The following is a 26,234-nucleotide window of genomic DNA, read 5'->3' on the forward strand; positions in this document are numbered from 1 at the left end:
AAAGAGCTCTAGATGTTGAGATGGGCTGGGACGCGCAGGTGACGGCGCACCACTTCGACGAATGCGGGGTCTCGCTTGGCAGCCCATACAGCCGCCGCGTGCCCAATGGCCCAGAGCAGGAGACCGGCGATCCACAAGCGCAATCCCAGCCCAAGGGCTGCGGCGAGCGTCCCGTTAACGATGGCGACCGACCGGGGTGCTCCGCCCATCAGGATCGGCTCAGTCAGAGCCCGATGCACCGGCGCGATAAATCCTGCGACGGGCTCGTCCATCACACCACCACGCCGCCGCCGAACGAAAAGAACGACAGGAAGAAGCTCGAAGCTGCGAACGCGATCGAAAGCCCGAACACGATCTGGATCAGCCTGCGAAAGCCGCCCGAGGAATCGCCAAAGGCAAGCGTCAGGCCCGTGACGACGATGATGATGACGGCGATGATTTTGGCGACCGGTCCTTCAACCGACTGCAGGATCTGATTGAGCGGCTGCTCCCATGGCATGTTGGAGCCGGCGGCCCAGGCGGGCGGACTTATGAGCAGGACCGCACCCAGCGCGGCGAGGGAAACGCTCCAATGCGGAACTCGGTTTCGATTGCTCATGTTTCGATTGCTCATGTGAGGTCTCCTGCTGGTGAAAGGCTGTAATCCCCGGCCGCTCCGAGGCCGTTGACGCGCGCGAGTTCGGCAAGCCGGCGCTCGGCACCGCGCCCGGACAGGACCGCAACGACGTTGATGGTGTCGGCAATCAGGGCGCGCGGCACGGTCATCACGGCTTCCTGGATGAGCTGCTCCAGCCGGCGTAAAGCGCCGAGCGCAGTGCCCGCATGGATGGTGCCGATACCGCCGGGGTGACCGGTTCCCCAGGCCTTGAGCAGATCAAGCGCCTCAGTGCCCCGCACCTCGCCAATGGGAATGCGGTCTGGACGCAGTCGAAGTGAGGAGCGCACGAGATCCGAGAGCGAGACCACGCCATCCTTGGTGCGCAGCGCGACCAGATTCGGTGCTTTGCATTGCAACTCGCGGGTGTCCTCGATCAGCACGACCCGGTCACTGGTCTTCGCGACCTCGGCAAGCAATGCGTTTGTGAGCGTGGTCTTGCCCGTTGATGTGCCGCCAGCGACCAGGATGTTTTTGCGCGAGGCGACGGCCTGGCGCAGTGCCATGGCGTGATCGGCCGTCATGATGCCCGCCTTGGCATAGTCGTCGAGCGTGAAGACGGCGACGGCGGGCTTGCGAATGGCGAACGCTGGTGCCGCGACGACAGGAGGCAATAGGCCTTCGAAGCGCTCTCCGGTCTCGGGTAATTCAGCAGAAATACGGGGCGCGGCGGCGTGGACCTCGGCCCCCACATGATGTGCCACCAGGCGAATGATGCGCTCGCCATCGGCGGCGGAGAGTTGTTCACCTGTATCAGTCAGTCCGCTGGAGAGCCGGTCGATCCACAACCGGCCGTCAGGGTTCAGCATGACCTCGACGATCGCATCGTCTTCGAGGTAGCGCGCGATGGCGAGCCCCAGCGCGCTGCGGAGCATCCGCGCGCCACGCGAGATCGCCTCCGACTGAAGAGAATGGATTGCCACTGCCTGCCCCCCACCGATCGAGGGCTAAAGCAGCGCCCTCGGATGGGGATGATTAGAAAAACCACCAACGACCTTCCTGCAACCAGGCGATCATCTCCGTCGTAGTCTGGCGTAGAAAGAGAAAGGCCGGAGCAACCAGCAAGGCCGGCGCAATCATTTGGTGGAATCCTCGGGCGCTCCATGAACGACATCGTCCGGAATCTCCCGCAAGAAGCTTTGGCCCTTTTGCAGGCGGCGGCCCAATGTCTCGACGAAGCCTTCAAAGCGCTCACGTCCCTTGATCTGAGCGGCGGCCTGGGCTTCGTTCGGCAAGGGAGGCGTGATCGTCAGCCAAAACCGAACAAACAGGGCCAGGGTCTCGGCTGTCAGCCCGACATCCCGCTCAAGTCTCTGCACTTGCCGGGACAACCGGTCCAGCCGGCGGGCGAACGCCGCCTCTCTGCGATCGACTCCATCCGGTGACAGAAACGAGATGACGGCCGCCTCGACGATGGCCGATCGCGAGAGCTTTTTGCGATCGGCAAGGTCGGAAATCTGCTTCAGAAGCTCCGGGGGGAAATACACGTTCATGCGGTTGCGCATGGGACCTCAGAGATCAATGCCATCGTTCGGGTCAAGCGCCGCCTGGCGGGCCACGCCCCGCATCTGCTGGCGAAGAAGCCGGGCTTGACGCACGGCCTCATCGTCGTCGTCCAGGACGGCAAACTCTTCTGTCGGCGTCACATCGGTTGTCTCTTTGACGATGGCGACGTGGTCAGGAAGTTCGGGTTCCCGGCGCAGACCGCTGTTGGCGGCATCGGTTTCGGAGTCTTCGGTCTGGACGGTTGCGCCATTCCGCGCGGGGAGCTTGAGGCTGGACCAACTATCTTCCCGGGAAGACCGCCCCAGCCTGGCCGGCTCTGGCGGTGAGAGAATGCGCTCGGTAAGCCGTCTGTCTTCGTAGTAGCGCACCTTCCTGGCTCGGATCGGCGCCGTCCCGGCCACCATCACGATTTCGTCGGTGGGAGGAAGCTGCATCACCTCGCCGGGCGTGAGCAAGGCGCGTGCGGTCTCCTGCCGCGAGACCATCAGATGGCCAAGCCACGGGTTCAGCCGATGGCCGGCATAGTTCTTCATGGCTCGCATCTCGGTCGCAGTCCCAAGCGCGTCCGAAACGCGTCTTGCGGTCCGCTCGTCGTTTGTTGCGAAGCTCACGCGGACATGGCAATTGTCCAAAATCGCATTGTTGGGGCCGTAGGCCTTCTCGATCTGGTTCAACGACTGTGCAATCAGGAAGGCCTTGATCCCGTATCCGGCCATGAACGCGAGCGCCGACTCGAAAAAATCGAGACGTCCCAGTGCCGGGAACTCGTCCAGCATCATCAGGACGCGGTGGCGGCGGTTGTTGGCTTGCAGATCTTCGGTGATGCGACGGCCAATTTGATTGAGCACGAGACGTATGAGCGGCTTCGTCCGGGAGATGTCGGACGGAGGCACGACAAGATAGAGCGTCGTCGGACGAGCTTCGGCAATCAGGTCCGCGATCCGCCAGTCACATCGGCTTGTCACCTGCGCCACCACCGGATCCCGATAGAGTCCAAGGAACGACATCGCGGTCGAGAGCACGCCAGAGCGTTCGTTCTCAGACTTATTCAGCAGTTCTCGCGCGGTTGAGGCGACAACGGGATGTGGACCCTGCTCACCAAGGTGCGAGCTTGTCATCATTGCCTTCAGCGTGACTTCGATTGGGCGCTTCGGGTCCGACAAAAAGGCCGCGACCCCGGCGAGCGTCTTGTCAAGTTCTGCATAGAGGACGTGCAGGATGGCACCGACAAGCAGCGAATGGCTGGTCTTCTCCCAGTGGTTCCGCTTGTCGAGCGACCCTTCCGGATCGACCAGCACGTCCGCAACATTCTGGACGTCCCGAACCTCCCATTCGCCGCGGCGTACTTCGAGAAGTGGGTTGTAGGCAGACGATTTTGGATTGGTCGGATCGAACAGCAACACCCGGCCATGTCGGGACCGAAACCCGGCCGTGAGCTGCCAGTTCTCGCCCTTGATGTCGTGCACGATTGCCGAGTCTGGCCACGTGAGGAGGGAAGGAACAACAAGGCCAACGCCCTTGCCGGACCGGGTCGGCGCAAAGCAGAGCACATGCTCCGGTCCGTTGTGGCGGAGGTAATCCTCCGCCAGCCTGCCAAGCACGACCCCGTCCCCACCCAAAAGTCCGGCCGCCTGCACCTCCCGCGGATCGGCCCACCGCGCCGAGCCGTAGGTCTGGACATTCTTGGCCTCGCGCGCCCGCCAGACCGACATGCCGATCGCGACCGCGATCGAAACAAAGGTCCCCGAGGCCACGATGAATGCACCTTCGACAAAGACCTGAGGGGCATAGGCGTCGTAGACGAACCACCACCAGAAGAAGACGGGCGGGTAGTAGATCTTGAAGCCCGACAACTCGAACCACGGCTGCCCAAGCTCCGGCTGATAGGCGAGGCGCCAGGCTGTCCACTCGGTCGCACCCCATATGGCGAGCAAGACGATCAGGCCGACGACAATCACCTGTCCCCATAGGATTTTGGTTCCGGTCATCCCGAACACCTTTCGAGCAATTGACAAGATAGCTACAGGCTGAGGTCGCGCTTCCGGCCGAAGCTCCATTCGATCCCGCCGCCCTCCTTCGTGGTGCCGGCAACGTGCTGGCCCAACCTTTTCTCAAGCTCGCGCGACCAGGGCACCAGCTGAAATCCGAGCCCGTCGTCGATCATGGCGAAACGCCCCGAGGCGAGCGTCAACCGCTGACGATACGTGCCCGCTACGTGCTCGCCCGAGGCGCCCTTCACGTGAGGCAGGCCGGTCTGCGCCGAGATTCTTGCCGCCACCTCGTCCAGCTCGCGTCGGCGCAACGTGTTCAGGAGATCACGCTGGAATGTGATGCGCTGGCCCTGCCGTCGCGCCAGACCTTCCCGAACCAGATGCTCTGTGCGAGCTTCGAGAGCGTCGCGCGTCTGGCGACCGAAGCCGCCCATGGCGAGCGGCATGGGGTTGGATTCAACCAGCCGGTGGTCGAGCCAGGTGGCGCCTTTCGCGGCGACCTGCTCGCCAAGATCGAGATCAGAACGGGCCGCAAGGACCAATGTCGGGCGCGGATCATCGGCCGGACCGAAGCGCCGGACCTCGACCATACCGCCGACGGATGGCGCATGTTCGAAAGCTTCGATTCCTCGGAACCGGACGTGGTGCGCGCGCCCGTCTGTTCCGTCGATCAGGGCGTAGGCCTCGCCGGTGAGCTCGTCATGCAATCCATGATCGACCAGTCGTCCGATAATCTGGGAGCTTGGCTGTCCACCTTCGATGACGTAGTCGGACACGCCACGCGCTTCCCCACGCTCGCTGAAGGCGCGATGCATGGTCTTGATGATGTCGCCGCGCATGCCGAGGTCGCGGAGATTACGTTCAGCCTCGAGCCCGACCATCCACTCCCCTGGCGCAGCTGACGCAGCAAGGCCCATCTTCTCCAGGTGCTGAAGGCGGCCGACCATCAGGCGCCGGATTTCGGGATCGGAGCTGCCGGGATTGTCGGGGCGAAGATCGATATAGCCGGTTTCGTCGGCGACCTGCCAGATCTCCCGGTCGAGCCGCGTCCATCGCTCTGCCGTGACTTCTCTCTCCAGCGCATTGCGGATTTCATGCTCAGGTCTTGGACCCAGTTCGATGCCGACCAACTCCTCGGCGCGTGAGCGCAGGCCGCGGCTGACGTAGTCGCGGGAGATCACGAGGTCTGCGCCTGTCTCATCGACTCCCCGAACGAGAAGATGGATGTGAGGGTTGTCCGTATTCCAGTGATCGACGGCCACCCATTCGAGCTGCGTTCCGAGATCGATCTCCATCTGCTTGGCCAGATCACGGGTGAAGGCCTTGAGGTCAGTCATGTCGGCGGCATCCTCGGGCGAGACAATGAATCGAAAATGATGGCGGTCGCCCTCGCAGCGTTCTGCGAAGGCCGCACCGTCAGCTCGATCGCTGCCAGCATCAAACATCTCGGCCCGCTCGCCGTTCCGGGTTACTCCGTCGCGCTTGAGGTATGAAAGATGAGCCGTCAGCGGCGCCGAGCGGAACGAACGTCCCTTGTGACGCACGATGCGCGCCTTCACCACAACGCGCCGCGTCGGACTGAACAACCGGCTGCGACCAAAGGACAGCCGGCCGCGGCCAAACGTCGAGCGCCCATAGGCCGCAGAACGCCTGCCAAACCTGCCCTGACCCGACGTGTGTCCGGCTTTCTTCGCGGCACGTAGCACCTGGTTGATGAAGCTCTTCGGCTTGGGCGCGCGGGTGCTGCGGATGCGCCCGGGCCGAATGCGCAGATCGCTGTCACGCAGGGTCATTGCCGGACCTCGAAAGGCGCCAAGGCAGCTACAGTGCCGAAAATCTGCTTGATTGCGCTGTTCAAAATGTACGGCGCGGCACGCGCCCCGACCGACCGGCACGCCAGAACCCAAGCCATGTCAATGGCTTGCGGTTCGACCGGCGAGCCCCTTTTATCTCGCCGTCTTAATCGGTCGTGTCGTCTCTCTCGTCTCAGCCATTCTCGCTTCCTTTCTCGTTTGCGACAAGCCGCTCTGATCCACGCCATGACACGATGCGCCGCAATGGTCATGAGTCCTGATGCGCCGTGCAGTCTTCCGCGCTCATCGACGGCACAAGGTCGCTGCAGCAAGGCAGCGCGGACGCCGTCGCGGCGCATCTTTCCATCGGGATGACGGAGCCACATCACAGGCAATCCGGCGCGATCGGCCATCCGAAGATGCACCGTCGCAGGCAAGATAACGTGCGTTCCGTCGTCGTTGTGCTGCACCAGTCCTCATCCGCTCGCGCGGAGCTCCGTGTTCAATACGTGGCGATCATCGTGCCGCCGACGTGCAAATCCCTTGCGCTGGTCATGCCCAGGCTCCCAGCAGCCGGTGATCCTTGGCCGCGGCCCGCGCGCTGACGTCGGCCGCCGCGACGTCCGGATCGCCGCAGTAGAACGTGCCGCTGGTCCACATCGCGTGCATGATCACGGCGAGCTTGCGCGCCACCGCGACCGTCGCCTTGCGGTGCGAGGAGCGCCTGGCCAGCGCCAGCCCCCAGCTCTTGACCTTGTCTTTCTTCTTGTAGCGGGTCAGCAGCGCGCTCGCCGCCTCGTACAGCGCCCGCCGCACGTCGCCGTCGCCCGCCTTGCTGATCCGCCCCTTGACGTCGACCGAGGAGCCGGACTGCCAGCGCCGCGAGGTCAGGCCAAAATACGCCGCGACGTCGCGCGAGCGCTTGAAGCGCGACGGATCATCGACCGCGGTCATGAAGCTCAAGGCTGCGATCGGACCGACGCCTGGAATCTGCATGAAGCGCCGGCACAGCTCGTGCCCGGCAACCAGGCGCACCACCAGATCGTGCAGCCGGCCATACTCCTTCCACAGCGCCGCGCGCGCGTTCAGCATGGCGTCGATCAGCTCGCTGACCAGCGCATCGCTGGCCACCGCCTCGCGCACGGCTTGCGCAAAACCGCCGCGGCCGACCCGGTTCAGCCGGATGCCGAACACCTTCAGCGAATGCCGGATCGCGTTCTCGAGATCCAGGAACTTGCGCTTCAGATTGCGCCGGTGCGTCAACAACAGCCGCAGCCGGTAGCACGCCGCGCTCTTGATGTGGGCCTTTCGGAACCAGCCGGTGCGCATGATGTGGGCAATGCCGAGCGCGTCCGCCTTGTCGGTCTTGTTGCGCTGCGCCTTCAGCGCCGCGCGCACGTGCAGGGTCTCCAGGCAGACCGCCGGCAGACCGCGTTGCAACAGTTCCGGGTGCAGCCAGGGCGACAGCGAGCCCGCCTCGTGGCCGAGCCGCCGCAAGCGGCCAAGATACGGCGCAAGCGCCGCCTTGATCGCCTCCGGATCGGTCACCACCACCGTCTCCAGCATCACCTTGCCGGCGGCGTCCACCACACAGATCGCTGTCTCGTCCATGCCGACATCCAGACCACAGAAGAATTCCATCACACGCCTCCCGCGTTGCTGAGGCGGCGCAGTGTGCGGGTTATTCGGCCGGCCGGCCACGTCAGCAGCCGGAATTCCCGGCGCAGACCGATTACGGGCGGCCGTCCTGCCGTCATGCTCATGTTCTCCCGGTCCCTGATTCCCAGGGCCCAACTTCCAAGCCAACAGGCTGTCGGTGCTCGCGGCGGTTTGCGACAAAATGCAGTTCGGGTCGTTGCGGTGGATCCTCTAATAGCGCCTGCCCGAACACCTCGGCTGGTGGCCGATTCATTGCGAAAGAGCCGCCGCGACTTCGCAGTTGACTTGCGAAGCCCCCACTGTTTGCGAGCGTTTGCGATAGCGATCGTTACCCGAAGGGCCGAGACACCCGTAGGGTGGCTCGGTGAGGAGCGAAGCGACGAGTAGAGCGCGGGCCGAAGGCATCGCCCGTATGCCATCAGCACGTTATTATCGCACTCCTCAGCGAACTCTTGCCGCGTGAGCGAGGGTCCTTCAGTAGCAAACCCGAACGTCTTAGCGTCATGATCGTGTTGCGGCGTTTCGAATGTAAACCGAATGTCCGTCACGGGGCGCCCGCGACGTGGAAACTGACGACTGATATCACGAGCTGCCCGATGTGCAGCCGCCGAACGCTTACTCGTGTCTTCCGACCGTCCCCTCCTTTCCGCCCATTTCTCTCTACGGAACGCTAATGCATGCGCGCTTATGCATTCGCTCATCGCCGACCTCCCGCAACAAAGCTCGCGGAAAAAAGCCCGGTTGCTTGGGGTACGATGGCTGAAATGTCGTGTGCAACGCCCGCGATCGGAGTGTGATCCAGCATGAGGCCGCGCTGCGCCGACGTGGTGCTCTTGAGGCTTTCGGACCGCACAGCGAATAGCGTCGTTCCCGACGGCTGCAACCTGGCGACCGCCCCAGGAACGGAAATATCGCTGCCGATCGTTGGTGCAAGCTTCTGCAAATAAGCTCGGGTTTCAGCTGGCAATGCTCGACCAGCGAGATGTTCTTCGTAGCGACCAGGTCCCGCATTGTAGGCTGCGAGGAAGCCCGGCGAACCGTATCGGTCCTGCAGTTCCCGGAGATAGGCCGCACCAGCAAGGATGTTGTCGTGGGGATCGTAGGGATCGTTGCCAAGCTGGTATCGCAGGCGAAGCTCGGCCCAAGTCTGCGGCATGATCTGCATCAGCCCCATGGCACCTTTCGGGGATTTGGCGCACACGTCTCCAGCGCTCTCGACTTCCAAGACGGCGCGTATCCAGTACACTGGTAAGCCGAAGCGGCGCGAGGCCTCGTCAATGATCGGTGCAAACGCTTCGCTGGTTTGAGAGTTCGCTGTATGCTCTGCCGATCGTGTCTCGGCGAAAGCCGCAGCATCACTGATCGTCAGCGCAAGGAACAACGGCACGACGGAGCGAAGGCTTGTTTCGACTGAACGCCAGCATGCCCTTGTGTTCGTGCTCCTCCGGGCTAAGGTCGCCTGGCGCCGGCCCATCGGCCGCCCACGGACGAAGTCCGGGGCGGGCGCTGGACCGGCCCTGCGCGCGAGGGCTCCGCGATCGTTGGCCGGGACGGAGGAATGGGGCGACATTCGGTCGAACAGCGAAATAGCAGATCGGAATCCCAACACCCGCACGCTCAGTCCTCCCAGGTCCACACGGGGAGCGCACGCCCAAGGACGGCGGATGCCGGCAGAAAGCCGAAGTATCTTCCGTCCAGCGAGTCGGCGGATTGCCAGTTCATGACAAAGAGTTCGCCCTCGCCGACGACGCGGCAACCCTGCCATTTCGGGAGGGGACGGCCGCGGCCATCGCGATCCCTTGCCTCGCCCATTTCGATCGCGTCGACGGTAACTGCGAGCCCGGTTCTACAGACGGTCTGCCCCGGAAGCGCCAGCACGCGCTTGAGCATTGGTATCCCGGCCGGCAGATAGCCGCTCGCGTCAAGGAAGGTTGCAAGCGGCTCCGGCGGCTGAACGGCGAGCAACTCGGTCACGAACAGCTTTTCCGCAGGTTGCAAGCGATACAGGCCGATTGGCACGCTGTCAGATGCATTCCAGACGTAGAGTGGTGTCAGGTCGAGAACTATCGGTACGAGAAGAGCAGCAGCGCCGCCGAACATCGTGACCAAGGTCTTCCACCGACCTGTCATCGCATGGTCCTCTGCCGTTGAAGCCACGCCTGGTGTCTCGCTTTCGTGTAGGGGCGGGGGTTTTCATTGACCGACATGCGGTTATGAACATGATGCCAGTAATCGGGCGCAGCGTCCGCGGGATCGATGTCGAGTGCCTCGACAGCGTCGATCAACTGAAGCACCCGTTCGACCTTGGGCCAGCCGGATAGGCGCAGGAGAATGTCCCCGCCGGGCTTCACATAGGGCACCGTGGAGCATCGTTGTCCCGGTACCACCGCGCGCAGAATATCGATCCGTGAGATTGCCGTTCCGAAGTCGTTTGATGTCCAGCGTACGAACGCGAAGATGCTGCCGGGCGCAAAGGACAGCACGCGTCGGCGGCGATCGAGGATTCTCTCCTCGACGGAGTGGCCGAACCGGATGCGGTTCTCAATGCGCTTCTCGAGCCAAAGGAGTTCGACTTCAGTGAAATTGTTCATGGTGCGCTCCGAGTACAGAAAGGTTCTGGTTGCCTGGCGGGAGCGGAATTGCGACAGCGCGTCCTCGCTCTCGCCTTCACTGTGGCGAGGCAGAACAGGCGGACCGTGGTGGTTATCCTCATCAGGCCCGAAGGCGTGGTCCGTTAGAAGAAATCCGAAGGATTTCTGGTTAGCCGGGGTACTGACCGGTGCCCCCTCGCCTGCCGTGCTGCTGCGAAAATGCTTCACAGCGATTCGCGAACGGAGCGCGCGGTGCGCTCCGGCGATCGGCGGTGGAGGCGAACGATGGACTTCTATGCAGGGCTCGACGTGTCGCTGGAGGCGACGAACATTTGCGTGGTGGACAGCGAGGGCAAGGTGGTCCGGGAAGCGAAACTCGAGACCGATCCGGACGCGATCGAGCTGTTCCTGGCGGATTGGGGAATCCACCTCAAGCGCGTCGGGCTGGAAGCCTTCTCGTACAGCGCCTGGCTGTTCACGGCGCTCAGTGAAAAGGGCCTCCCCGTGACCTGCATCGAGACCCGGCACGCCAAGGCGGCGCTGAACGCGATGCTGAACAAGACCGATCGCAACGACGCCAAGGGCATCGCCCACATGATGCGGACCGGCTGGTTCCGTGCGGTCCATGTCAAATCGGAAGGCGCGCAAGCGCTGCGGGCGCTGCTGGTCGGACGCAAGGCCCTGCTCGGCAAGGTGCTCGACATGGAGAACATGATCCGCGGCCTGTTGCGCCCGTTTGGCCTTAAGGTCGGCGAAATCTCGGTCGGCCGCTTTGACGTGCGGGTGCGCGAGATCATGGCCGGAAAGAAGGAGCTGGAGGCGATCGTCACGCCGTTGCTGGACGCGAGAAGCGCGATGCGGTTGCAGCTGGCAAAACTGCAGCGCCTCGTTCTGGCGGCGGCGCGCAGCGACGACGCTGTGCGGCGGATGATGACAGTGCCCGGTGTTGGCGCACTCGTGGCGCTGACCTTCCGCGCCACCGTCGACGATCCGGCGCGATTCAGGAAGTCGAGCAATGTCGGCGCGCATTTCGGCCTGACGCCGCGGCGCTATCAATCCGGACAGACCGACCGCATCGGCAGCATCTCCAAATGCGGCGACGAGTTGACACGGGCGATGCTGTACGAGGCGGCGATCGCGATTCTCACCCGCATTCCGAAGAACTTCAAGCTGCGGCTGTGGGGCCTGCGGCTGGCCAGGAAGAAGGGCCTGAAGCGCGCGGCAACCGCAGTGGCGCGCGCGCTCGCCGTGCTGCTGCACAAGATCTGGGTCGATGGAACCACCTTCCGGTTTGGCGCCGGCGGCAAGCGCGGCCGGGTCGCTGCGGTGATGTAAGGGCCTCCGCGACCCGGCCGCTTCCACGCGCGCCTTTTCCTTCCGCCACGGCGGAGCAGCGTCTCCCGAGGAGACGGGGATTTGGGTGAGATCGCAACTTTTCTTGCCGGCGGCTTCATGACGGCGTTTGAAGCCATCAAGCACGGCGCTGGTTAGCCTGACCGCCCTTTCCTCAGATTCCGGCTTGTGGTGGCCGTCGTGCCAACCACGGATGTTAGCGAGTTCTCCTCGCCGAGCGAGTGGCTGCAAAAGGATGTGACGCGCATCAGGCGATGATGTTGACGTCAGTGATCGCGCAGATTTGCGCGCGATCGCGCCCGCGCGCGTGCAGTGGCGACAACAATCGTATTGCAGCGAAGCTTTGCGCGTGAGAGAGTGGATGCATGAGGCATCCTCGTTGCACGCGCGGCCGACTTGTTCACAACGTACTGATTCACAACAAGAAGTTAGTGTCAGTATGTTAGAAGAGTTACGGCGGCTGAAAAGCGCTAAAGAACAAGGACTTCGATCCGATTCCGGTCCCCGATAGCACGAGGGTCGGGTCCCTGATGGCACGAGGGTTGCGGTCCCCGATAGCACGAGCTGATTCACAGGTTGCCTCCCGATTTCGGAAGGAGACCGCGCTTGCGAAGTCTCTCGGTGAATGGATTGATGAGCGCGGGCGCGAACTTCAACCGCTCGGCGCCATCGCGATCGCGCGTGAGCACGAGTTGGTAGCCAGGCAATGCCTGGCGCTGGACAATCTGACGCACGTCGTATGCAAAATGCTTGAGAGGCGAGAGACTGCCGGACTTGGCATGGAGATGCACAAGATCGAAACTCCAGCCGCCCTGCTGCCGGCCGCCATGCTTGCGCACGAGCCGGTAAAGCCAGCGCTCAAGTCCGCCCGTCAGATCGAAATACGCGCGATCAATCGTGAGCACGAGCGCGTCATCGATCACGCCGGAATAGAACCAATCGGGCAGGATCAGTTCGAGCCCGAACGGGCGCCCGTTTGCGTCAGCCGTCTCCTTCCATTCGTTGATCCAGGAGAAGCGATGCCGCCGTCGTTCTGCAATCTGGCGAATTGACGTCAACACGGTCGTCGATTGCAACCTGTCGAGCCCCGCCTTCAGGCGGTCATAGTCGCGCGAGCTGGTGCCGCGGCCGACGAACGTCAGAATCTCGTAAGGCGTTGCAGCCATCAAGCGGGACGTCTTCAAGCCAGCGTCACGGGCCTCGACGATCTGGGAAGCGGCCCAGATCAAGACGTCCGCATCCCAAATGGTCGCCATGCCGTGTTCCGGCACCGCTTCGACGCGAATTGTGATCGCACCGGTACGAAAATCGATCGGCACAATGCGCTTTGTTTTCGCGAGCGAGAAGAATGGATAAGCCATCAGATCCTGCGCGTCGCGGGGCGCCAGATCACCGGGCAGTGCGCGGAAGAGCTCAAGCTGGTTGCGCTCGGAATGGTGTTTGCGTCGCATGACCATCGCTCTCAAACAGGGATCAGCGACGTTCCTGGCCCGCATAGGGGCGCAGCGTCGGGTGCTTCTTTGCGGGCAGCACAGTCCCTTTGCCGGGATCGGAGGTCGAGGTTTTGGCGCCGAGATCAGCCCATGCTTTCAGGTCATCTACGGCGTAGACGACACGCCCGCCAATCTTCCGATACGTCGGCCCGGTGCCGTACGTGCGGTGCTTCTCCAGCGTGCGACCGGAAAGGCCAAGATAACGCGCGGCCTCCGATGTACGCAGGAAGCGCGGGGGCAGACCGGCCATCGGATCGGGCATTTGAGAACTCCAAGAGGACAGCGAACTGCGGATGGCGGCACCGGCGTGTGTGCGGTCATCATGGAGAAGCAAGTTCTCGGAGGAGGATGCCGAATATCGGGGGGCGGATTTTCGGCACCCCCGGTGGCAGCGCTACTTGTCCCTGCGCCCGGGCCGCAGAAGTTTGCGATAGCCTCCGCGCACGAGCGCAAGGCCGCTTTGTACGAGGCGGATTGTTCGGCTGCGCAAATCGTGCGTTTTCCAGACGCGATCCGGCATGCGCTTTTCGCCGAACAGAGCCTCTGCGATGCTGCGATAGGTCGCGCCGGCGAAATACGCGGCGACTGCGCGAAGGGCTGCGCATATTCGTTCGCGCCGCTGTTTTGACAAGCGACGGAAGGCAGGTCCTGGCGCGCGTCCATTCATCGTGCGCCATAGCCGCGTGGCAGCGTGCGCGCGCGCTTCGAAATCGCGGTCAAGCGGCAACTCGGCCGCATAGTAAGTGCCTGCGGTCAGCGGCTGTTTTGACCAGATGCGATGCTCCACCGAGCCGATGTGCAGCACCGCGTGCCAACCGTCGGGGGCGCGGCACACCTGTCCGGCAGTGAAGTCGAGCAGTGCCGAAGACGCTGACCTGTGAGAAACCGCCGGCGCACTTGTCACGGGGACAACGGACGCCAGAACCTCAGGTGTCCAAAAGATTGCCTGCTGTTTGGAGGACTTTTGCGGGTCATGGGCGAAAGCAGATACCCCACCTCCTCCTGAATTCCTCGGTCACTTCGCCATCTGGGCTATTCGCAATCATCGCTTCGTAGTCGCGTTGATAGTCCACGTTCATACGAAGGCCTTCCCAGGCGATGTGAGTGATCTCAGCGTTCTCCAGGCTCTTAAACGAATCTGGCGATCGCCAGTCGAATTCAGGCATTGCTTCCATCCCATTGCACGCAGCCAACAATGATTGCGGCGCAATAGTTATGAATGAAGCGGTTGTAGGAAGCCTCTAGTTTGGCACAACGTGGTGCATGAGAATGACCACCGGTTCGCGGGAGAAAATCGTTTTAGCTGCAGGTCTCTAGTCGGCGATTTTCGTCTATTTTGAGCTGGCGCCGCGTAAGAGGCGCCCCTGCTCGGTCACCCATTTTGCGCGCGCAAGATGACTCTGGTATGCAGTCCGCGCACGGTCCGGCTCTCGATCCGGATCGATGTGCAAGACGATTCGAGCGACCTCCTGCCAGTCCGCTCCCTGACCCTCCGCCTGCAAAAGGCGAATGTACGTGACAACGTGCTCCTCGTCGTAGGACGTCAACACTGGCCCGCTGGGAGCAAGGTCAACCACGTTAGGATCGAGCGGCGGCATTTGCATGATCTCACGGTCGCGGAGTTTACTGTCTAACGGTTCATGGGCCGCACTTTGTTAAGTATATCGAGGTGCAATATACTGAACAAGCGGCATCTTTGCCCGCATGGATTTGCGGGAGACATTCGCCACTAACTTGCGTCGTCTACGCAATGCGAGGGGATGGTCTCAAGATGAACTTGCCTTGGAGGCTGAGATAAGCCGGAGCTATCTGAGCCAGCTCGAGAAGGGCGTGTACTACGTCAGCATAAAGGTCATTGGCCGCCTTGCCGACAAGCTCGAAGTCGAGCCTGATGAGTTCCTAAAACGGACGGCAAAGAAAGGTCGCGCCAAATAGCGCGGCACAATCCGCGAGCCGGGCCAATGGCCCGGCGAGCGCCGGACGCGGACCGCGCGTCGCTGCCGGCAAGCCGGATCGGCGGCGGCGCATGCGGCCCGGATTCAAGGCCGCGCAACCGGCGCCCCAGCTACGCGGCCCAAGTTCAGACAGTCCATCAAGCGCTTTGCTTTGCCTTCCAGGTCAAGGCGCGTGCCTTGCACGAAATCAAAACTGCTTTCCGGCTTGCGATGTGCTTCGCCCAAAACGGTTTCGACGATGTTCAAGGGTCAGATCGCCATCGCGATAGACCTGCATCAGTTTCGGGGAGACCGCGCCGAGCCGCATGACAACATGCGACGTCATGCCGAAGCGGGCGGCAATTCTTCCGCACCAAAACCGCGCTTTTCCGCTAGCTTCTTGAAGGCCTCGAACTGATCGGCGGGATCCACATTTTCCCGCGTGACATTCTCGTCTAGGCTGATTTCGTGCGGATCGTTCGCAGTATCGATGATGCTGCGGTTCGGCTCGGTCTTGTTGATCTCCTTCATTCTCAGAAGCCGGGCAGGCCGTCTGAAAACCCCGTGGCCGCCCTTCTCTGTCCAACTCCGGTTCGACCACCAGATTCTGTAAGATAACTTGGCGTCGACGCTCGCATAAGCTTCGATCGCCGCCTCACTGTGCGGGGTCTTGCGCGCATTCTTCGGGGACTCGGGTGAAGGCTTAGCCGTCCCCCATACTGAGGTACCGACCCTAATGTGCTAGAAAATTTGTAATCTTCGTGCTACATATTCGTCAAATATGTAGTATGAAGGCCACAAATGCCTACCCCCCACAATCCCCCTGCCGCTGTTCGGCGGGCCCTGCGCAAGCTCGGCGCGGACATCCACGATGCCCGTCGGCGTCGGCGGCTGCCGATGGCAGTCGTCGCCGAGCGCGCCTTCACGTCCCGCTCGACGCTGCAGAGAGTCGAAGCCGGCGACACCAACGTCAGCATCGGCATCTATGCCGGCGTCCTCCAGGCGCTCGGCCTGCTCGACGGCCTGATCAAGCTCGCCGACATCAGCAACGACAGCGTCGGCCAAGCGCTCGCCAGCGCCGAGCTGCCCAAACATATCCACCTCAAACGCAAGACCGGGGCCTCACGTGATGGCTGACTTCGAGGTGCATATCGATCTCGGCGGCCGCACGCGCCGCATCGGACTGGCGAGGAGCAACCGTGCTCGAGGCTCGGAGACCATCCTCTTCGAGTACGATGGCGCATGGCTTAATGACTCGGACCGGTTCTGGAACCCGCCCTCGCCCTGACGCGCGGCGCCTTTGCTCCTCCTGCCGGACTGGCGACTTTCGGTTCCATTGGCGACTCCGCGCCTGACACCTGGGGCCGCCGCCTCATGCAGCGCGCCGAACGCCGCCTCGCCGACCGCGAAGGCCGCGCTGTTCGCACGCTTGCAGAAAGCGACTATTTGCTGGGTGTTGCCGACGAAACGCGACTTGGCGCACTTCGCTTCCGCTGGGTCGGCGACGAAACTTTCCAGACGCCGACCCGCGCTGATGTACCGGCCCTCATCGAACTCGGGCGGCTGCTCCAGATCACCGAGCGCATTCTCCGCGACGAGGAAACGGACGAAGATCTTCAGCTCATCTTCGCGCCCGGCTCCTCCCTCGGTGGCGGGCGGCCGAAGGCCTCGGTCATCGATCAACACGGCAATCTCTCGATCGCCAAGTTTCCAAAGGAGACCGACGACTACAGCATGGAGACCTGGGAGGAGATTGCGCTGCGGCTCGCCAGCAAGGCCGGCATCGCCACCCCGCAACACGAACTGATCGAGGTGGCCGGCAAGGCCGTCATGCTGTCGCGCCGCTTCGATCGCAATGACGCCGTCCGCATCCCGTTCCTGTCCGCCATGGCGATGATGGGCGCCAAAGACGGCGAGCGCGGCAGCTACCCGGAGATTGTCGACGCTCTCTCGCAACATGGTGCGCAAGGAAAGACGGACGCCCATGCCCTCTACAGGCGCGTCGTCTTCAATGTGCTGATCTCCAATGTCGATGATCATCTGCGCAACCACGGTTTCCTGTGGTTGGGAAAGGCGGGATGGTCGCTCTCTCCGGCTTACGATCTCAATCCCGTGCCTACCGATGTGAAGGCGCGGGTGCTGACGACGAACATCGACCTCGACGAAGGCACCTGCTCGCTCGACCTGCTTGAGGCCGCGTCGGAATATTTTGGGCTTACGCTGCCGCAGGCCCGCGCGATCATTAAGGAAGTCGCGACAGCGACCGCGACCTGGCGCGACACGGCCAAAGCAGTCGGCACCCACGCGGCCGAGATCAATCGCATGGCCAGCGCTTTCGAGCACGATGATCTCAAACGAGCGCTGGCGCTTTGACACGGACATTCCTTCATAGCTTCGATCCTGCGGCGGAGAGCCCCATCGCCGGCCCGACCGTCGACCTTGAAGTCTCCGATATCGAGGATGCCGGCATTCGGGAGGTGCTGCAGACACCCGGCGCCGCCCATGGCGCGTGGTCTATTCTCGACGCGCTGCTGGCGCCGACCGGCGCGGGAACGCCTTTCATCTTCAGGGAGCCGCTTGGGCAGGCGCGCGAAGTCAAAGTCGCGCTCTCAGGCCTGTTTGGACGCTTCGTCGCCCGCGCCTATCTCGAGCGACACTTCAATCTTTCGATCTTTGCGCATCTCGGTAGCCGAACCATCGACCTGGACCGCCGCAGGCAGCTCAAGGTCAAGCGCCTTTTTCGCGGCGACCTGCCCGATTGGATCGCCTGCGCCTCTGACCTATCCTCCCTGACGGTCGCCGAGGCGAAAGGCTGCCATGATGTGGGAGGACCCGCGAAGGCCCTGGATCGCGCATGGACGCAAGCTGCACGGATCGATGTCACGGCCCAAGGCCGCAAAGTCACGTTGAAGCGCATCGCGATCGCAACGCGCTGGGGAATGGCTGTAGCTGGTCCAGCCGATGTCCATCTCTCGGTCCGCGATCCCGTCGATGAAGGCGAGCCCATCGCTTCCGAAGAGAAAAACGCGCTCTTCATCGGCCTTCTTCGGCTGCATGTCGCCAACTTGATCAAGCCGCTCGGACATGCCGAATTGGCGGGCGTTCTCCATCGTCTCACGCATCAACCTTTTGCCCGAAGGCTCTAGGACGATCTCGCACGCCCGCGAGCGCTGCTCGACGCCGCCGCGGTAAGGGAAGTGGAAAAGACAGGCGCCATCGGAGGGCTTGTCGGCGGCATCGTTACCCGCGCGGGACCAGTCACCGACGCCGATGTCACCCCCATCGACCAGGAAGCGCTCGCTCGCCTCAACCTCCGGCCGGTCTTTGTCGGGATCGAGCGCGATCTCATTCGCGCAGCCATCGACGAAGACCCAAACGCCGTGCGCAATCGCCTGGCTGCGGTACATCCTGATGAATTTGCCCGGTACGACCGCGCAGGCGGCTGGATCGTGCCGCTCGGCTTGGAACGACGCATCACTGGCGAAACATGAAACCCAGCCGCGGAAAGAAGGTACGCGAAAATGGTCCGCAATAGCCTTTTGATCAGATCACGACTCGTTGCGGAACACCTGCTTTGAAAAGTCAGTCCGCATGGATACGCGACCTGTTTCTTCGCCGGAGCTGTTAACGACTTGTTAACCAACGCAGCCTACCTTGCGGTTACTTTTCGGTTAACAGCCGATTGCCTCCCGGTTCGTTCTAGGAGAACAGTCGATGCCCATTGAGGCCCAGACATATGTCGCACTTGGTGCCCGGCCGAAAATCTCACCTGAGGCCGCCCGATCGGTTGCCAAGCGACTCAGATTGCCGCGCTCGCTTTCGGATAATAGCAAAGCGCTAGTGAGCGTTGATCTCGCTGAAGTCAGGCATACTCCCTGCCCACGAGGTGGTCGTCGCGCGGGCGACATTGTCCCATTAGTGGAAAACATTGAGGCGTCGCAGACGGAAATTGTGCAGCTCGACGCAAGGGCGGCCGGTTACGGCGCGGATTTCGAGCGCAAACGCGAGCGCGCCGAACGCCTGATGGTTGAAGTGCTGCAGGCGACCGCAAAGACCATGCCGCTAGAGAGGCGACAGCGCGGCTTGAGGACGAGGCAGCGGCTCTACGGACCGGTGACCGAGTTGGCGCCTCGATCGACAGCCACGGACAGGCCGCACGTCGACTAGGCTATCTAGCTGCGCTCCTGGTAGAGACAGACCACAAGGTTCGTCGGTAGCAATCCGGGTCCGCTATCCCAACGTGCCGAAGAAATCGTGAGGTAAAAGTGACCGACATCAGCGACATTCGCGAGATGAAAGCGCGTATTATTGTGTTTGGAGTCGGTGGCGCCGGAGGCAATGCCGTCAACAACATGATCGCGGCCGGGCTGGAAGGCGTCGACTTCGTCGTCGCCAATACCGACGCACAAGCACTCAGCATGTCCAAGGCCAAGCGCCTCATCCAGTTAGGCACAAAGGTGACCGAAGGCCTTGGCGCCGGCTCGAACTCCAAAGTAGGGTGCGCCGCGGCCGAAGAGGCAGTTCATGCGATCCAGGATCATTTGACCGGCGCAAACATGGTGTTCGTTACCGCTGGCATGGGCGGCGGTACGGGAACTGGGGCGGCGCCTGTTATAGCCAGGATCGCGCGTGAACTTGGCATTCTCACCATCGGCGTCGTCAGCAAGCCCTTCGACTTCGAGGGCCAGCGCCGTATGCGCGTTGCTGAAGCGGGCATTGCGGAACTGCTGAACGCGGTTGACACCCTGCTGATCATCCCAAACCAGAATCTGCTCCGAGTGGCCAATGAGAAGACCACATTTAGCGATGCCTTCGCCATCGCCGATCAAGTTCTCTATTCGGGTGTGGCCTGCATCAGCGACCTTATAGTCAAAGAAGGTTTGATCAATCTCGATTTTGCCGACGTTCTCTCCGTCATGCGCGAGAAGGGCAAAGCCATGATGGGCGGGGGTGAGGCTTCTGGCGAGAAGCGCGTGCTCACCGCCGCTATGGCCGCGATCTCCAATCCATTGATCGAGGCCCCCTCGATCAAGCGCGCCAGTGGCCTCATAATCTCGATCACCGGCGGCAAGGACCTGACGCTATTCGAGGTCGACGAAGCTGCTAGCCGCATTCGCGAAGGAGCCGACCCGGACGCTAACGTCATCGTCGGCGCCACTTTCGATGAACGGCTGCAGGGTCTCGTCCGTGTCTCGGTAGTGGCGACTGGCATCGATAATCTGGACTCGGCGAATAAGCCCATTGCTGGGACAAGCATCTCCCAACTACCAAATGATTCGAAGTCGCACTTCGATGCAGCAATGTTGAATCCAACGAGGATGCGGCAAGCGGTTCAGGCTTGAATGATTCTGACCGCGTTGTACTGCGTGAGTTTCTGCTCACCTCTACAACCGACTGCAGGAGAATTTCGGAATCAAGTTTCGATCCCATGCGGAATGGAATCGCAGGGATCCCCAGATGGACGTTGTATCGACAGCCGGCGTTGACGCTAAGCCAGAACGAAAATCGGAAACGTCCAGCTTTCCTCATGCACCTCAAATCGACAGACAACGAGTGCCGATCGCAGGGTCTTGTCCATCGCAACGTAGGCGCGCGTTCATGCGGGGTCCTTCTTCAAGATCGACCGTGACCAGAACATAGGGGGAGGTCTGGATTGAAAACTGGCAGGAAGGCAGGATGCGTTCGCGTCCAGCTATGGACGTTTCCCCGGATGCTTCGATCCAGTCGAATTGCGTTGAAAGGCAGACATCGCACACTGGGCGTGGCTACCCCTCCGGGCGCTGAATAGATTCCCGCTGGAGCCAACCGCGACGATAGCTAAAATCCCGACGACGTATGCCGGACGACGTTCACGGAAATGACCGCGAAAGGCGACCAGTGAGAGGCGCCGAAGCGCAGTGGCCTCAACAATGCTTTGATGCGCACCTGAGAGAAGCCCCGCCCGGCAGACCGGACGGGGCTTTTTGGCGACCTCAGTCGCCGTTCTTACGGGGCCGGGACCAGATCAGGCTGAAGCCGTCGCCGTCCTCGTCGTTGAACAGGTTCGCGTAGATCGGTGCGTTGAACGAGGGGTCGTCGAGCTTGAGCGAGAGATAGTCGCGGCCCTCCTCGGAGCGCTTCGACCAGGCGGCCCCGATCTCGGCCCGGCCGACGAAGACGCGGTGGCTCGGGGCGTTCTCGTTGGTGCGGTTGGCCTCGGGCACGATGCGGACGCCCTTGGTCTGGAGGCTGAGGGTGACGATCTCGCCCTGGAAGTCGCTGCCGATCTTCTTGAAAGAACCGATGGTAGCCATGTTACTTCTCCTTGCTGTTTCGAGCCGCGACCACCGCGGCCTCGATGGCGATCTACAGGCCGAAGACGATCGACGACGCACCCGCCCGCGGGCCGTAGCGCAGCGGAGGACGCCAGCGGGGCGACTTTCTTGCCGCGCGAGGAATGGGCGTAGCCCAGGGGAAGAAAGTCGAGCCGCTGGCGTTGCGTTCAGGCGATCGAGGCGCAGCCGCTCTTCGGCCAGATCGAGCCATCAAGAGGCCAGGTGGTCCGTGCGCTGAACAGCAACCCCAGAGAAGTTGTGGCGCCGCTCGGTTGGGCTGCACAAGAGGTCGCTGCGCTCAGGCGTAGAGTTGGAAGCAAAAGCGAAGAAAAGGGCCAACGCGACTGCCGTGAACCAGCCGCGATGAGACGCCCCCTGGCTGGCCTGCCTTCCGCCGGGAGGTCAGGTGCCGGGTGCCAAGCCTTCGAGAACGCCGCGACTATCTCTCGCTCAAGCTCATCGACCCAACCAACGCTTGGACCTGAGCGGCCTCAGCGTCGAGACCCAAGGATCATTCCTTTCGCGTCTCGGCCGAGAGGGGCTACTGATGTTCCTCCAGCAAAGCCTCGCCCAATGCCGGAGACTCGGCAAAGCTGGTTATCCGTCTCCACGCCATGCCGGCGATGGCAAAGGCGCCGGTCCAGCTGAAGATATCCTGCCAAAGTGAGGATGGCATCGCGATTTGCGACAGGCCATGGGCGAGGTGATAGCCCGCGACAGCCGCCGGGACGGTGAACGCTGCGGCAATCACCGCGCGCACGAAGCTGGATCGAGCCCAGATCAAGGCGGTTTGACCGATGAGAACGACCACGGCGCCGGCAAGAATTGCGACCAGAGCTGCCGAGGCAATGCTTGCCCCAGCGTGAACAGCCACCAATCCTGCGGAAAACGCAACGAAATATGGCCGCTTCAACCCATTCAATGTCGTCGAACGGCAACATCTTTCCGTGTCGTCGTTCGCCGACATTTCATATTGTCGCCGAACGCTGACATATGGTAATGTAGGCGAACGTCGACATTCTAGGCGCACTATGCTTGTACGCACATCCACCGATCTCGGGGCCATCATTCGAGACAGGCGCAAACGACTCAAGCTCGACCAGTCGAGCTTCGCCAAGCGTATTGGTGTCAGCCGTCAGTGGGTCATCGAAGTCGAACATGGCCACGCACGCGCCGAACTCGGCCTGGTGCTCCGCGCTCTTGACGCTCTCGGTATCAGCCTGGACGCAAACAGTGAACAATCCAACAGCCGCAGTTCAGAAAAGTCCGGCGTCGATATCAACGCAATCGTGGCCAAAGCCAAGAAGAGGAGGGCATGACAAACGAACTCGTGGCCCTCTTGGACGGGAAGGAAGTCGGCCGCGTGCATAACGACACGCGCAGCCGCCTTACCTTTGTCTATGACACCAATTGGCGCGAAGCGAGGGGCGCGTATCCGATTTCGCTCTCCATGCCACTCGCGGCCGAGGAGCACGGTCCCGCCGCTGTGCAAGCCTTTCTATGGGGACTTCTGCCGGACAACGAGCGCGTCCTCGATCGTTGGGCCAAGAAATTTCAGGTCTCGGCCCGCAACGTGTTTGCTCTGATTTCCCATGTCGGCGAGGATTGCGCCGGCGCCATTCAGTTCGTCACCCCCGATCGTTTGAAGGTATTACAAAGCGGTGCGGACGACAAAGTTGAATGGCTTGACGAAGCCGCGATTGCCAAACGTTTGCAAGCGTTGAGAGAGGATCACGCCGCATGGCGGTTGCCGCGCGATACGGGGCAATTCAGCCTCGCCGGGACTCAACCGAAAACTGCGCTGCTCCTGCAAAAAGACCGATGGGGAATTCCCTCTGGACGAATCCCGACAACTCATATCTTGAAACCCCCGACCGGCCATTTCGACGGCCATGCCGAGAACGAACATATCTGCCTCAATCTTGCACGCAATCTCGGCTTACCCGTCGCCGAAACTAAGGTCATGCGATTTGAGAAAGAAATCGCCATTGTCGTCGAACGCTATGACCGGCAATTCAGCGGCAATGACGTCGTTCGTGTCCATCAAGAGGACATCTGCCAAGCACGCGGCATCATGCCAACTAAGAAGTACCAAAGCGAGGGCGGACCAGCCCCCGCCGACATTATCGAACTCCTACGCACCTACTCCACCAATAGCGTGGATGACCTAGATACTTTCATCGATGCCCTCGGCTTCAACTGGCTCATCGGCGGTACCGATGCACACGCCAAGAATTACTCGCTGCTCCTCGCCAGCGGCCCTACAGTGCGACTTGCGCCGCTCTACGATATCGCCAGCATCCTTCCCTATAACGATGTCGAGTTTCAGAAAATGAAGCTCGCGATGAAGATCGGCGGCGAATACAAGCTTAGCCAGATTGGTGCGCGCGAATGGCAGAAGTTCGCCCGCGAAACCCGCCTCGACGCCGACAAAATGATTGCCGGATTGAATTCTCTGGCTGAGTTGCTTCCCGACAATGTAACCGATGTCTGCGCTACCGCGGAAGCGGAGGGGCTCGACAATACCATAATCAAGCGCTTGGCCACGAAGTTGATCGATCGAGCCAAGGAATGCCAACGCGTTCTGAGTGGCTCCTAGTAGAAGGCGTTCCTCATCCCTAATGCCAGCCACAAACCGTTCGGCGTTCTGCGCCCACGCGTCGCCGCCGGAAGCCGCCTCTAGCTGAAGGCGGCTATTTGTTCTTGTGCTTGGGGCGCAGCAATTCGCGATAGCCGCCTCGCATCAATGCGAGGCCGCTCTGCACGAGGCGAATTGTACGATTGCGCAGATCGTGCGTTTTCCAGGCACGATCGGGGATGCGCTTCTTGCCGAATAGAGCTTCGGCAATGATCCGATACGTGCCACCGGCGTCATGGGCATCGAGCGCCTGAATGGCGGCGCGCAGCCGTTCGCATCTCTGTTTTGACAATCCGTGAGAGGCGGGACCGACAGCGCGTTCATTCATCGCGCGCCACAGCCGCTGCGCTGCAAGGGCGCGCGCGTCGAAATCGCGGTCGAATTCCAATTGAACTGCGTAATTGGCGCTGGCGGCTGGCAGATCCTTCAGCCAGACTCGATGCTCTACGACGCCTATCCGTAGCACAGCGTGCCAGCCATCGGAGGCACGCCGCGCCCGGCCAGCAGCAAGATCGAGCAGTAGCTGAAGAGAGCTGTCCCCACTGACCGTCGACGCGATCGCCGCGATTGGAACGACCGTCGGCAGAACCTCAGGCGCCCAAATGACGACCTGTTCCTCGAAGGATATCTGCGGGTCATGGGCGAAAGCAGATGCCCCACCTCCTCCTGAACTCCGGAGATACTTCGCCGTCCGGGCTGTTCCTCACAGTCTCTTCGTAGTCGCGTTCGTAGTCTTTGTTTCGGCGAAGAAATTCCCAGGCGATGTCGGTTCTTTCAGCGTCCTGTAGGCTCTTGTACGAATCCGGCGACCGCCAGTCGAATGTCGGCATTGCTTACGCCCCTTTGTCCAGTCGGATAACAAGGATTGCGCCGCAATAATTCTGATCGATTGGGTTGTAGGAAGTCCTTACTTTGGCACCACGCGATGCTCTAAAGTGACCACCAACGAGGAGAAGAAGATCGTGTTCTTGAGAAACACTTCACCGGTGAGATTTTCCTAATTTGACCCGGCACCGCGCAAGAAACGTCCCTGTTCGGTAGCCCACTTAGCGCGCTTAAGATGAGACAGGTATGCATTTCGCGCGCGATCAGGTTCGCGCTCCGGATCGATATGCAACACTATTCGCGCGACCTCCCGCCAGTCGGCCCCTTCGCTTTCGGCTTGCAAAAGGCGCGTGTACGTCACGACGTGCTCCTCGTCATAAACCGTCAGAGCTTGATCGGTGGGGGCAGCGTCGGCGACGTCGGGATCGAGCGGCGGCTTCCTCATGAAACTCCACGCCTCAGATTTGACAAATTCTAACACGCCGGAAGGAGCAGAAGCGTAAAAATTTGGTCGTAGGCTTCCGCGCGAACGTTTTGTCGAGAATACTCCGTGGTGAAATACTCTTCAAGGACGTGCCGTCTCGCGTATGGATATACGCGGGATACTTGCAATCAATTTGCGCAAGCTACGACAAGCTCGCGGCTTGTCGCAGGAGGAATTGGCACATCGAGCAGAAATTGACCGCACCTATATCAGCGCACTCGAACGGAGCGTCTATGCGGCCGGCATCGACGTTGTCGACCGGCTGGCGCGCAGTTTGGGAGTCGAAGCAGCAGACCTGTTGACACGGCCGCCAGGCGCAGGCGCCAAGAAAAAGACGCGCGGACAGACTGAATAGCCCAATACCGGCCGAGCGGCTGGAATCAGTATTGACAGGTCCGCACGGCCGGAGGGGCGCTTAATTGAAAAGCCCCGCCCGGCGAACCGGGCGAGGCTTTTTGGCGACCTCAGTCGCCGTTCTTACGGGACCGGGACCAGATCAGGCTGAAGCCGTCGCCGTCCTCGTCGTTGAACAGGTTCGCGTAGATCGGTGCGTTGAACGAGGGGTCGTCGAGCTTGAGCGAGAGATAGTCGCGGCCCTCCTCGGAGCGCTTCGACCAGGCGGCCCCGATCTCGGCCCGGCCGACGAAGACGCGGTGGCTCGGGGCGTTCTCGTTGGTGCGGTTGGCCTCGGGCACGATGCGGACGCCCTTGGTCTGGAGGCTGAGGGTGACGATCTCGCCCTGGAAGTCGCTGCCGATCTTCTTGAAAGAACCGATGGTAGCCATGTTACTTCTCCTTGCTGTTTCGAGCCGCGACCACCGCGGCCTCGATGGCGATCTACAGGCCGAAGACGATCGACGACGCACCCGCCCGCGGGCCGTAGCGCAGCGGAGGACGCCAGCGGGGCGACTTTCTTGCCGCGCGAGGAATGGGCGTAGCCCAGGGGAAGAAAGTCGAGCCGCTGGCGTTGCGTTCAGGCGATCGAGGCGCAGCCGCTC

The 26,234-nt window shown here is 61.7% G+C and carries 33 protein-coding genes and 2 pseudogenes; 11 read left to right on the forward strand and 24 right to left on the reverse strand.

All coding sequences use genetic code 11. The features are described from left to right. Positions 1-8 precede the first annotated feature (8 nt). The 10 genes from I3J27_RS34595 to I3J27_RS34640 all read right to left on the reverse strand — a co-directional run bounded on the left by I3J27_RS34595 (position 9) and on the right by I3J27_RS34640 (position 10,195). Complete coding sequence (locus I3J27_RS34595; protein WP_027534830.1) at positions 9-272, reverse strand: VirB3 family type IV secretion system protein; 264 nt, start codon at positions 270-272, stop codon at positions 9-11. After that, positions 272-598, reverse strand: a complete 327-nt coding sequence (locus I3J27_RS34600; RefSeq protein WP_270172963.1) for a TrbC/VirB2 family type IV secretion system protein — start codon at positions 596-598, stop codon at positions 272-274. Before I3J27_RS34600 ends, I3J27_RS34595 begins: the two co-directional genes overlap by 1 nt. Before the next feature lie 11 nt (positions 599-609). Continuing rightward, the gene (gene trbB / locus I3J27_RS34605; RefSeq protein ID WP_370691996.1) at positions 610-1,530 is read right to left on the reverse strand and encodes a P-type conjugative transfer ATPase TrbB; all 921 of its coding nucleotides are present in this window, start codon (positions 1,528-1,530) and stop codon (positions 610-612) included. A gap of 201 nt (positions 1,531-1,731) precedes the next feature. Then, positions 1,732-2,160 (reverse strand): ribbon-helix-helix domain-containing protein, encoded by a 429-nt coding sequence (locus I3J27_RS34610; protein WP_270163317.1) that lies wholly within the window; start codon positions 2,158-2,160, stop codon positions 1,732-1,734. A 6-nt stretch (positions 2,161-2,166) separates the two neighbouring features. Further along, entirely contained in the window at positions 2,167-4,149 is a 1,983-nt protein-coding gene (locus I3J27_RS34615) for a conjugal transfer protein TraG (RefSeq protein WP_270163318.1), read from the reverse strand. Between the two features lie 32 nt (positions 4,150-4,181). Then, a complete protein-coding gene (locus tag I3J27_RS34620) occupies positions 4,182-5,945 on the reverse strand; it encodes a relaxase/mobilization nuclease domain-containing protein (protein ID WP_270163319.1) in 1,764 nt (587 codons plus the stop codon). Between the two features lie 552 nt (positions 5,946-6,497). Then, complete coding sequence (locus I3J27_RS34625) at positions 6,498-7,586, reverse strand: IS110 family RNA-guided transposase (protein ID WP_270163320.1); 1,089 nt, start codon at positions 7,584-7,586, stop codon at positions 6,498-6,500. Positions 7,587-8,301: 715 nt separating this feature from the next. Then, positions 8,302-9,078, reverse strand: a complete 777-nt coding sequence (locus I3J27_RS34630) for a lytic transglycosylase domain-containing protein (RefSeq protein ID WP_370691913.1) — start codon at positions 9,076-9,078, stop codon at positions 8,302-8,304. 143 nt (positions 9,079-9,221) lie between these two features. Beyond that, on the reverse strand, positions 9,222-9,734 hold the full coding sequence (locus tag I3J27_RS34635; RefSeq protein ID WP_270163322.1) for a S26 family signal peptidase: 513 nt from the start codon (positions 9,732-9,734) through the stop codon (positions 9,222-9,224). Beyond that, on the reverse strand, positions 9,731-10,195 hold the full coding sequence (locus I3J27_RS34640; protein WP_270163323.1) for a DUF2840 domain-containing protein: 465 nt from the start codon (positions 10,193-10,195) through the stop codon (positions 9,731-9,733). Before I3J27_RS34640 ends, I3J27_RS34635 begins: the two co-directional genes overlap by 4 nt. Positions 10,196-10,480: 285 nt before the next feature. Between I3J27_RS34640 and I3J27_RS34645 the strand changes: the two genes are divergently transcribed. After that, positions 10,481-11,530, forward strand: a complete 1,050-nt coding sequence (locus tag I3J27_RS34645) for an IS110 family RNA-guided transposase (protein ID WP_270163324.1) — start codon at positions 10,481-10,483, stop codon at positions 11,528-11,530. A gap of 587 nt (positions 11,531-12,117) precedes the next feature. Here I3J27_RS34645 and I3J27_RS34650 read toward each other — a convergent pair. From I3J27_RS34650 to I3J27_RS34670, 5 genes are all read right to left on the reverse strand, one after another. After that, the gene (locus I3J27_RS34650) at positions 12,118-12,999 is read right to left on the reverse strand and encodes a replication initiator protein A (RefSeq protein WP_270163325.1); all 882 of its coding nucleotides are present in this window, start codon (positions 12,997-12,999) and stop codon (positions 12,118-12,120) included. Positions 13,000-13,021: 22 nt separating this feature from the next. Continuing rightward, complete coding sequence (locus I3J27_RS34655) at positions 13,022-13,303, reverse strand: helix-turn-helix transcriptional regulator (protein ID WP_027534820.1); 282 nt, start codon at positions 13,301-13,303, stop codon at positions 13,022-13,024. Positions 13,304-13,435: 132 nt separating this feature from the next. After that, complete coding sequence (locus tag I3J27_RS34660; protein WP_270163326.1) at positions 13,436-13,846, reverse strand: DUF2285 domain-containing protein; 411 nt, start codon at positions 13,844-13,846, stop codon at positions 13,436-13,438. 166 nt (positions 13,847-14,012) lie between these two features. After that, positions 14,013-14,207, reverse strand: a complete 195-nt coding sequence (locus I3J27_RS34665; RefSeq protein WP_200471987.1) for a transcriptional regulator domain-containing protein — start codon at positions 14,205-14,207, stop codon at positions 14,013-14,015. Between the two features lie 165 nt (positions 14,208-14,372). Continuing rightward, on the reverse strand, positions 14,373-14,645 hold the full coding sequence (locus tag I3J27_RS34670; protein ID WP_270163327.1) for a DUF2285 domain-containing protein: 273 nt from the start codon (positions 14,643-14,645) through the stop codon (positions 14,373-14,375). Between the two features lie 100 nt (positions 14,646-14,745). Between I3J27_RS34670 and I3J27_RS34675 the strand changes: the two genes are divergently transcribed. Beyond that, positions 14,746-14,976, forward strand: a complete 231-nt coding sequence (locus tag I3J27_RS34675; RefSeq protein WP_270163328.1) for a helix-turn-helix domain-containing protein — start codon at positions 14,746-14,748, stop codon at positions 14,974-14,976. 104 nt (positions 14,977-15,080) lie between these two features. Here the strand turns inward: I3J27_RS34675 and I3J27_RS34680 are convergent, their stop codons facing one another. Beyond that, on the reverse strand, positions 15,081-15,242 hold the full coding sequence (locus tag I3J27_RS34680; protein WP_270173039.1) for a hypothetical protein: 162 nt from the start codon (positions 15,240-15,242) through the stop codon (positions 15,081-15,083). Beyond that, positions 15,238-15,713 (reverse strand): annotated as a pseudogene (locus I3J27_RS34685) (ParB/RepB/Spo0J family partition protein); the annotation flags it as partial. The gene I3J27_RS34680 and the pseudogene I3J27_RS34685, both read right to left, overlap by 5 nt. 63 nt (positions 15,714-15,776) lie before the next feature. Here I3J27_RS34685 and I3J27_RS34690 point away from each other — a divergent pair. The 6 genes and pseudogenes from I3J27_RS34690 (at position 15,777) to ftsZ (ending at position 20,317) form a co-directional block, all read left to right on the forward strand. Continuing rightward, entirely contained in the window at positions 15,777-16,112 is a 336-nt protein-coding gene (locus I3J27_RS34690) for a helix-turn-helix domain-containing protein (protein WP_027545516.1), read from the forward strand. Beyond that, a pseudogene (locus I3J27_RS34695) lies at positions 16,105-17,348 on the forward strand (type II toxin-antitoxin system HipA family toxin). Before I3J27_RS34690 ends, I3J27_RS34695 begins: the two are co-directional and overlap by 8 nt. Further along, the gene (locus tag I3J27_RS34700) at positions 17,345-18,121 is read left to right on the forward strand and encodes a hypothetical protein (protein WP_270163329.1); all 777 of its coding nucleotides are present in this window, start codon (positions 17,345-17,347) and stop codon (positions 18,119-18,121) included. The pseudogene I3J27_RS34695 and the gene I3J27_RS34700 overlap by 4 nt, the downstream one beginning before the upstream one ends. 51 nt (positions 18,122-18,172) lie before the next feature. Continuing rightward, a complete protein-coding gene (locus tag I3J27_RS34705; RefSeq protein WP_270163330.1) occupies positions 18,173-18,466 on the forward strand; it encodes a hypothetical protein in 294 nt (97 codons plus the stop codon). A 223-nt stretch (positions 18,467-18,689) separates the two neighbouring features. After that, a complete protein-coding gene (locus I3J27_RS34710; protein ID WP_270163331.1) occupies positions 18,690-19,142 on the forward strand; it encodes a hypothetical protein in 453 nt (150 codons plus the stop codon). 98 nt (positions 19,143-19,240) lie between these two features. Beyond that, the gene (gene ftsZ, locus I3J27_RS34715) at positions 19,241-20,317 is read left to right on the forward strand and encodes a cell division protein FtsZ (RefSeq protein WP_270163332.1); all 1,077 of its coding nucleotides are present in this window, start codon (positions 19,241-19,243) and stop codon (positions 20,315-20,317) included. 192 nt (positions 20,318-20,509) lie between these two features. On the opposite strand, the gene I3J27_RS39295 is transcribed toward ftsZ, so the two are convergent. The 3 genes from I3J27_RS39295 to I3J27_RS34725 all read right to left on the reverse strand — a co-directional run bounded on the left by I3J27_RS39295 (position 20,510) and on the right by I3J27_RS34725 (position 22,256). Continuing rightward, complete coding sequence (locus tag I3J27_RS39295) at positions 20,510-20,731, reverse strand: Zn-ribbon domain-containing OB-fold protein (protein WP_370691914.1); 222 nt, start codon at positions 20,729-20,731, stop codon at positions 20,510-20,512. 216 nt (positions 20,732-20,947) lie between these two features. Further along, complete coding sequence (locus I3J27_RS34720; protein WP_270163333.1) at positions 20,948-21,268, reverse strand: DUF736 domain-containing protein; 321 nt, start codon at positions 21,266-21,268, stop codon at positions 20,948-20,950. A 562-nt stretch (positions 21,269-21,830) separates the two neighbouring features. Beyond that, positions 21,831-22,256 carry a hypothetical protein gene (locus tag I3J27_RS34725; RefSeq protein WP_270163334.1) on the reverse strand — a complete coding sequence of 142 codons (426 nt, stop codon included), beginning with the start codon at positions 22,254-22,256 and terminating at the stop codon, positions 21,831-21,833. A 64-nt stretch (positions 22,257-22,320) separates the two neighbouring features. Between I3J27_RS34725 and I3J27_RS34730 the strand changes: the two genes are divergently transcribed. After that, positions 22,321-22,608, forward strand: coding sequence for a helix-turn-helix domain-containing protein (locus tag I3J27_RS34730; RefSeq protein ID WP_270163335.1), 288 nt, complete (start codon positions 22,321-22,323; stop codon positions 22,606-22,608). After that, positions 22,605-23,888 carry a type II toxin-antitoxin system HipA family toxin gene (locus tag I3J27_RS34735; RefSeq protein ID WP_270163336.1) on the forward strand — a complete coding sequence of 428 codons (1,284 nt, stop codon included), beginning with the start codon at positions 22,605-22,607 and terminating at the stop codon, positions 23,886-23,888. The genes I3J27_RS34730 and I3J27_RS34735 overlap by 4 nt, the downstream gene beginning before the upstream one ends. A 94-nt stretch (positions 23,889-23,982) precedes the next feature. Here the strand turns inward: I3J27_RS34735 and I3J27_RS34740 are convergent, their stop codons facing one another. From I3J27_RS34740 to I3J27_RS34750, 3 genes are all read right to left on the reverse strand, one after another. Next, positions 23,983-24,315 (reverse strand): DUF2285 domain-containing protein, encoded by a 333-nt coding sequence (locus I3J27_RS34740; RefSeq protein ID WP_270163337.1) that lies wholly within the window; start codon positions 24,313-24,315, stop codon positions 23,983-23,985. Between the two features lie 247 nt (positions 24,316-24,562). Further along, entirely contained in the window at positions 24,563-24,757 is a 195-nt protein-coding gene (locus I3J27_RS34745) for a transcriptional regulator domain-containing protein (RefSeq protein ID WP_270163338.1), read from the reverse strand. A 167-nt stretch (positions 24,758-24,924) separates the two neighbouring features. After that, complete coding sequence (locus I3J27_RS34750) at positions 24,925-25,197, reverse strand: DUF2285 domain-containing protein (RefSeq protein WP_270163339.1); 273 nt, start codon at positions 25,195-25,197, stop codon at positions 24,925-24,927. A 142-nt stretch (positions 25,198-25,339) separates the two neighbouring features. Here I3J27_RS34750 and I3J27_RS34755 point away from each other — a divergent pair, with 142 nt between their 5' ends. After that, positions 25,340-25,591 (forward strand): helix-turn-helix domain-containing protein, encoded by a 252-nt coding sequence (locus I3J27_RS34755; RefSeq protein ID WP_270163340.1) that lies wholly within the window; start codon positions 25,340-25,342, stop codon positions 25,589-25,591. 109 nt (positions 25,592-25,700) lie between these two features. Here the strand turns inward: I3J27_RS34755 and I3J27_RS34760 are convergent, their stop codons facing one another. Next, complete coding sequence (locus I3J27_RS34760) at positions 25,701-26,021, reverse strand: DUF736 domain-containing protein (protein ID WP_270163341.1); 321 nt, start codon at positions 26,019-26,021, stop codon at positions 25,701-25,703. Between the last annotated feature and the right edge of the window lie 213 nt (positions 26,022-26,234).

Source organism: Bradyrhizobium xenonodulans, assembly GCF_027594865.1.
Classification (GTDB): domain Bacteria; phylum Pseudomonadota; class Alphaproteobacteria; order Rhizobiales; family Xanthobacteraceae; genus Bradyrhizobium; species Bradyrhizobium xenonodulans.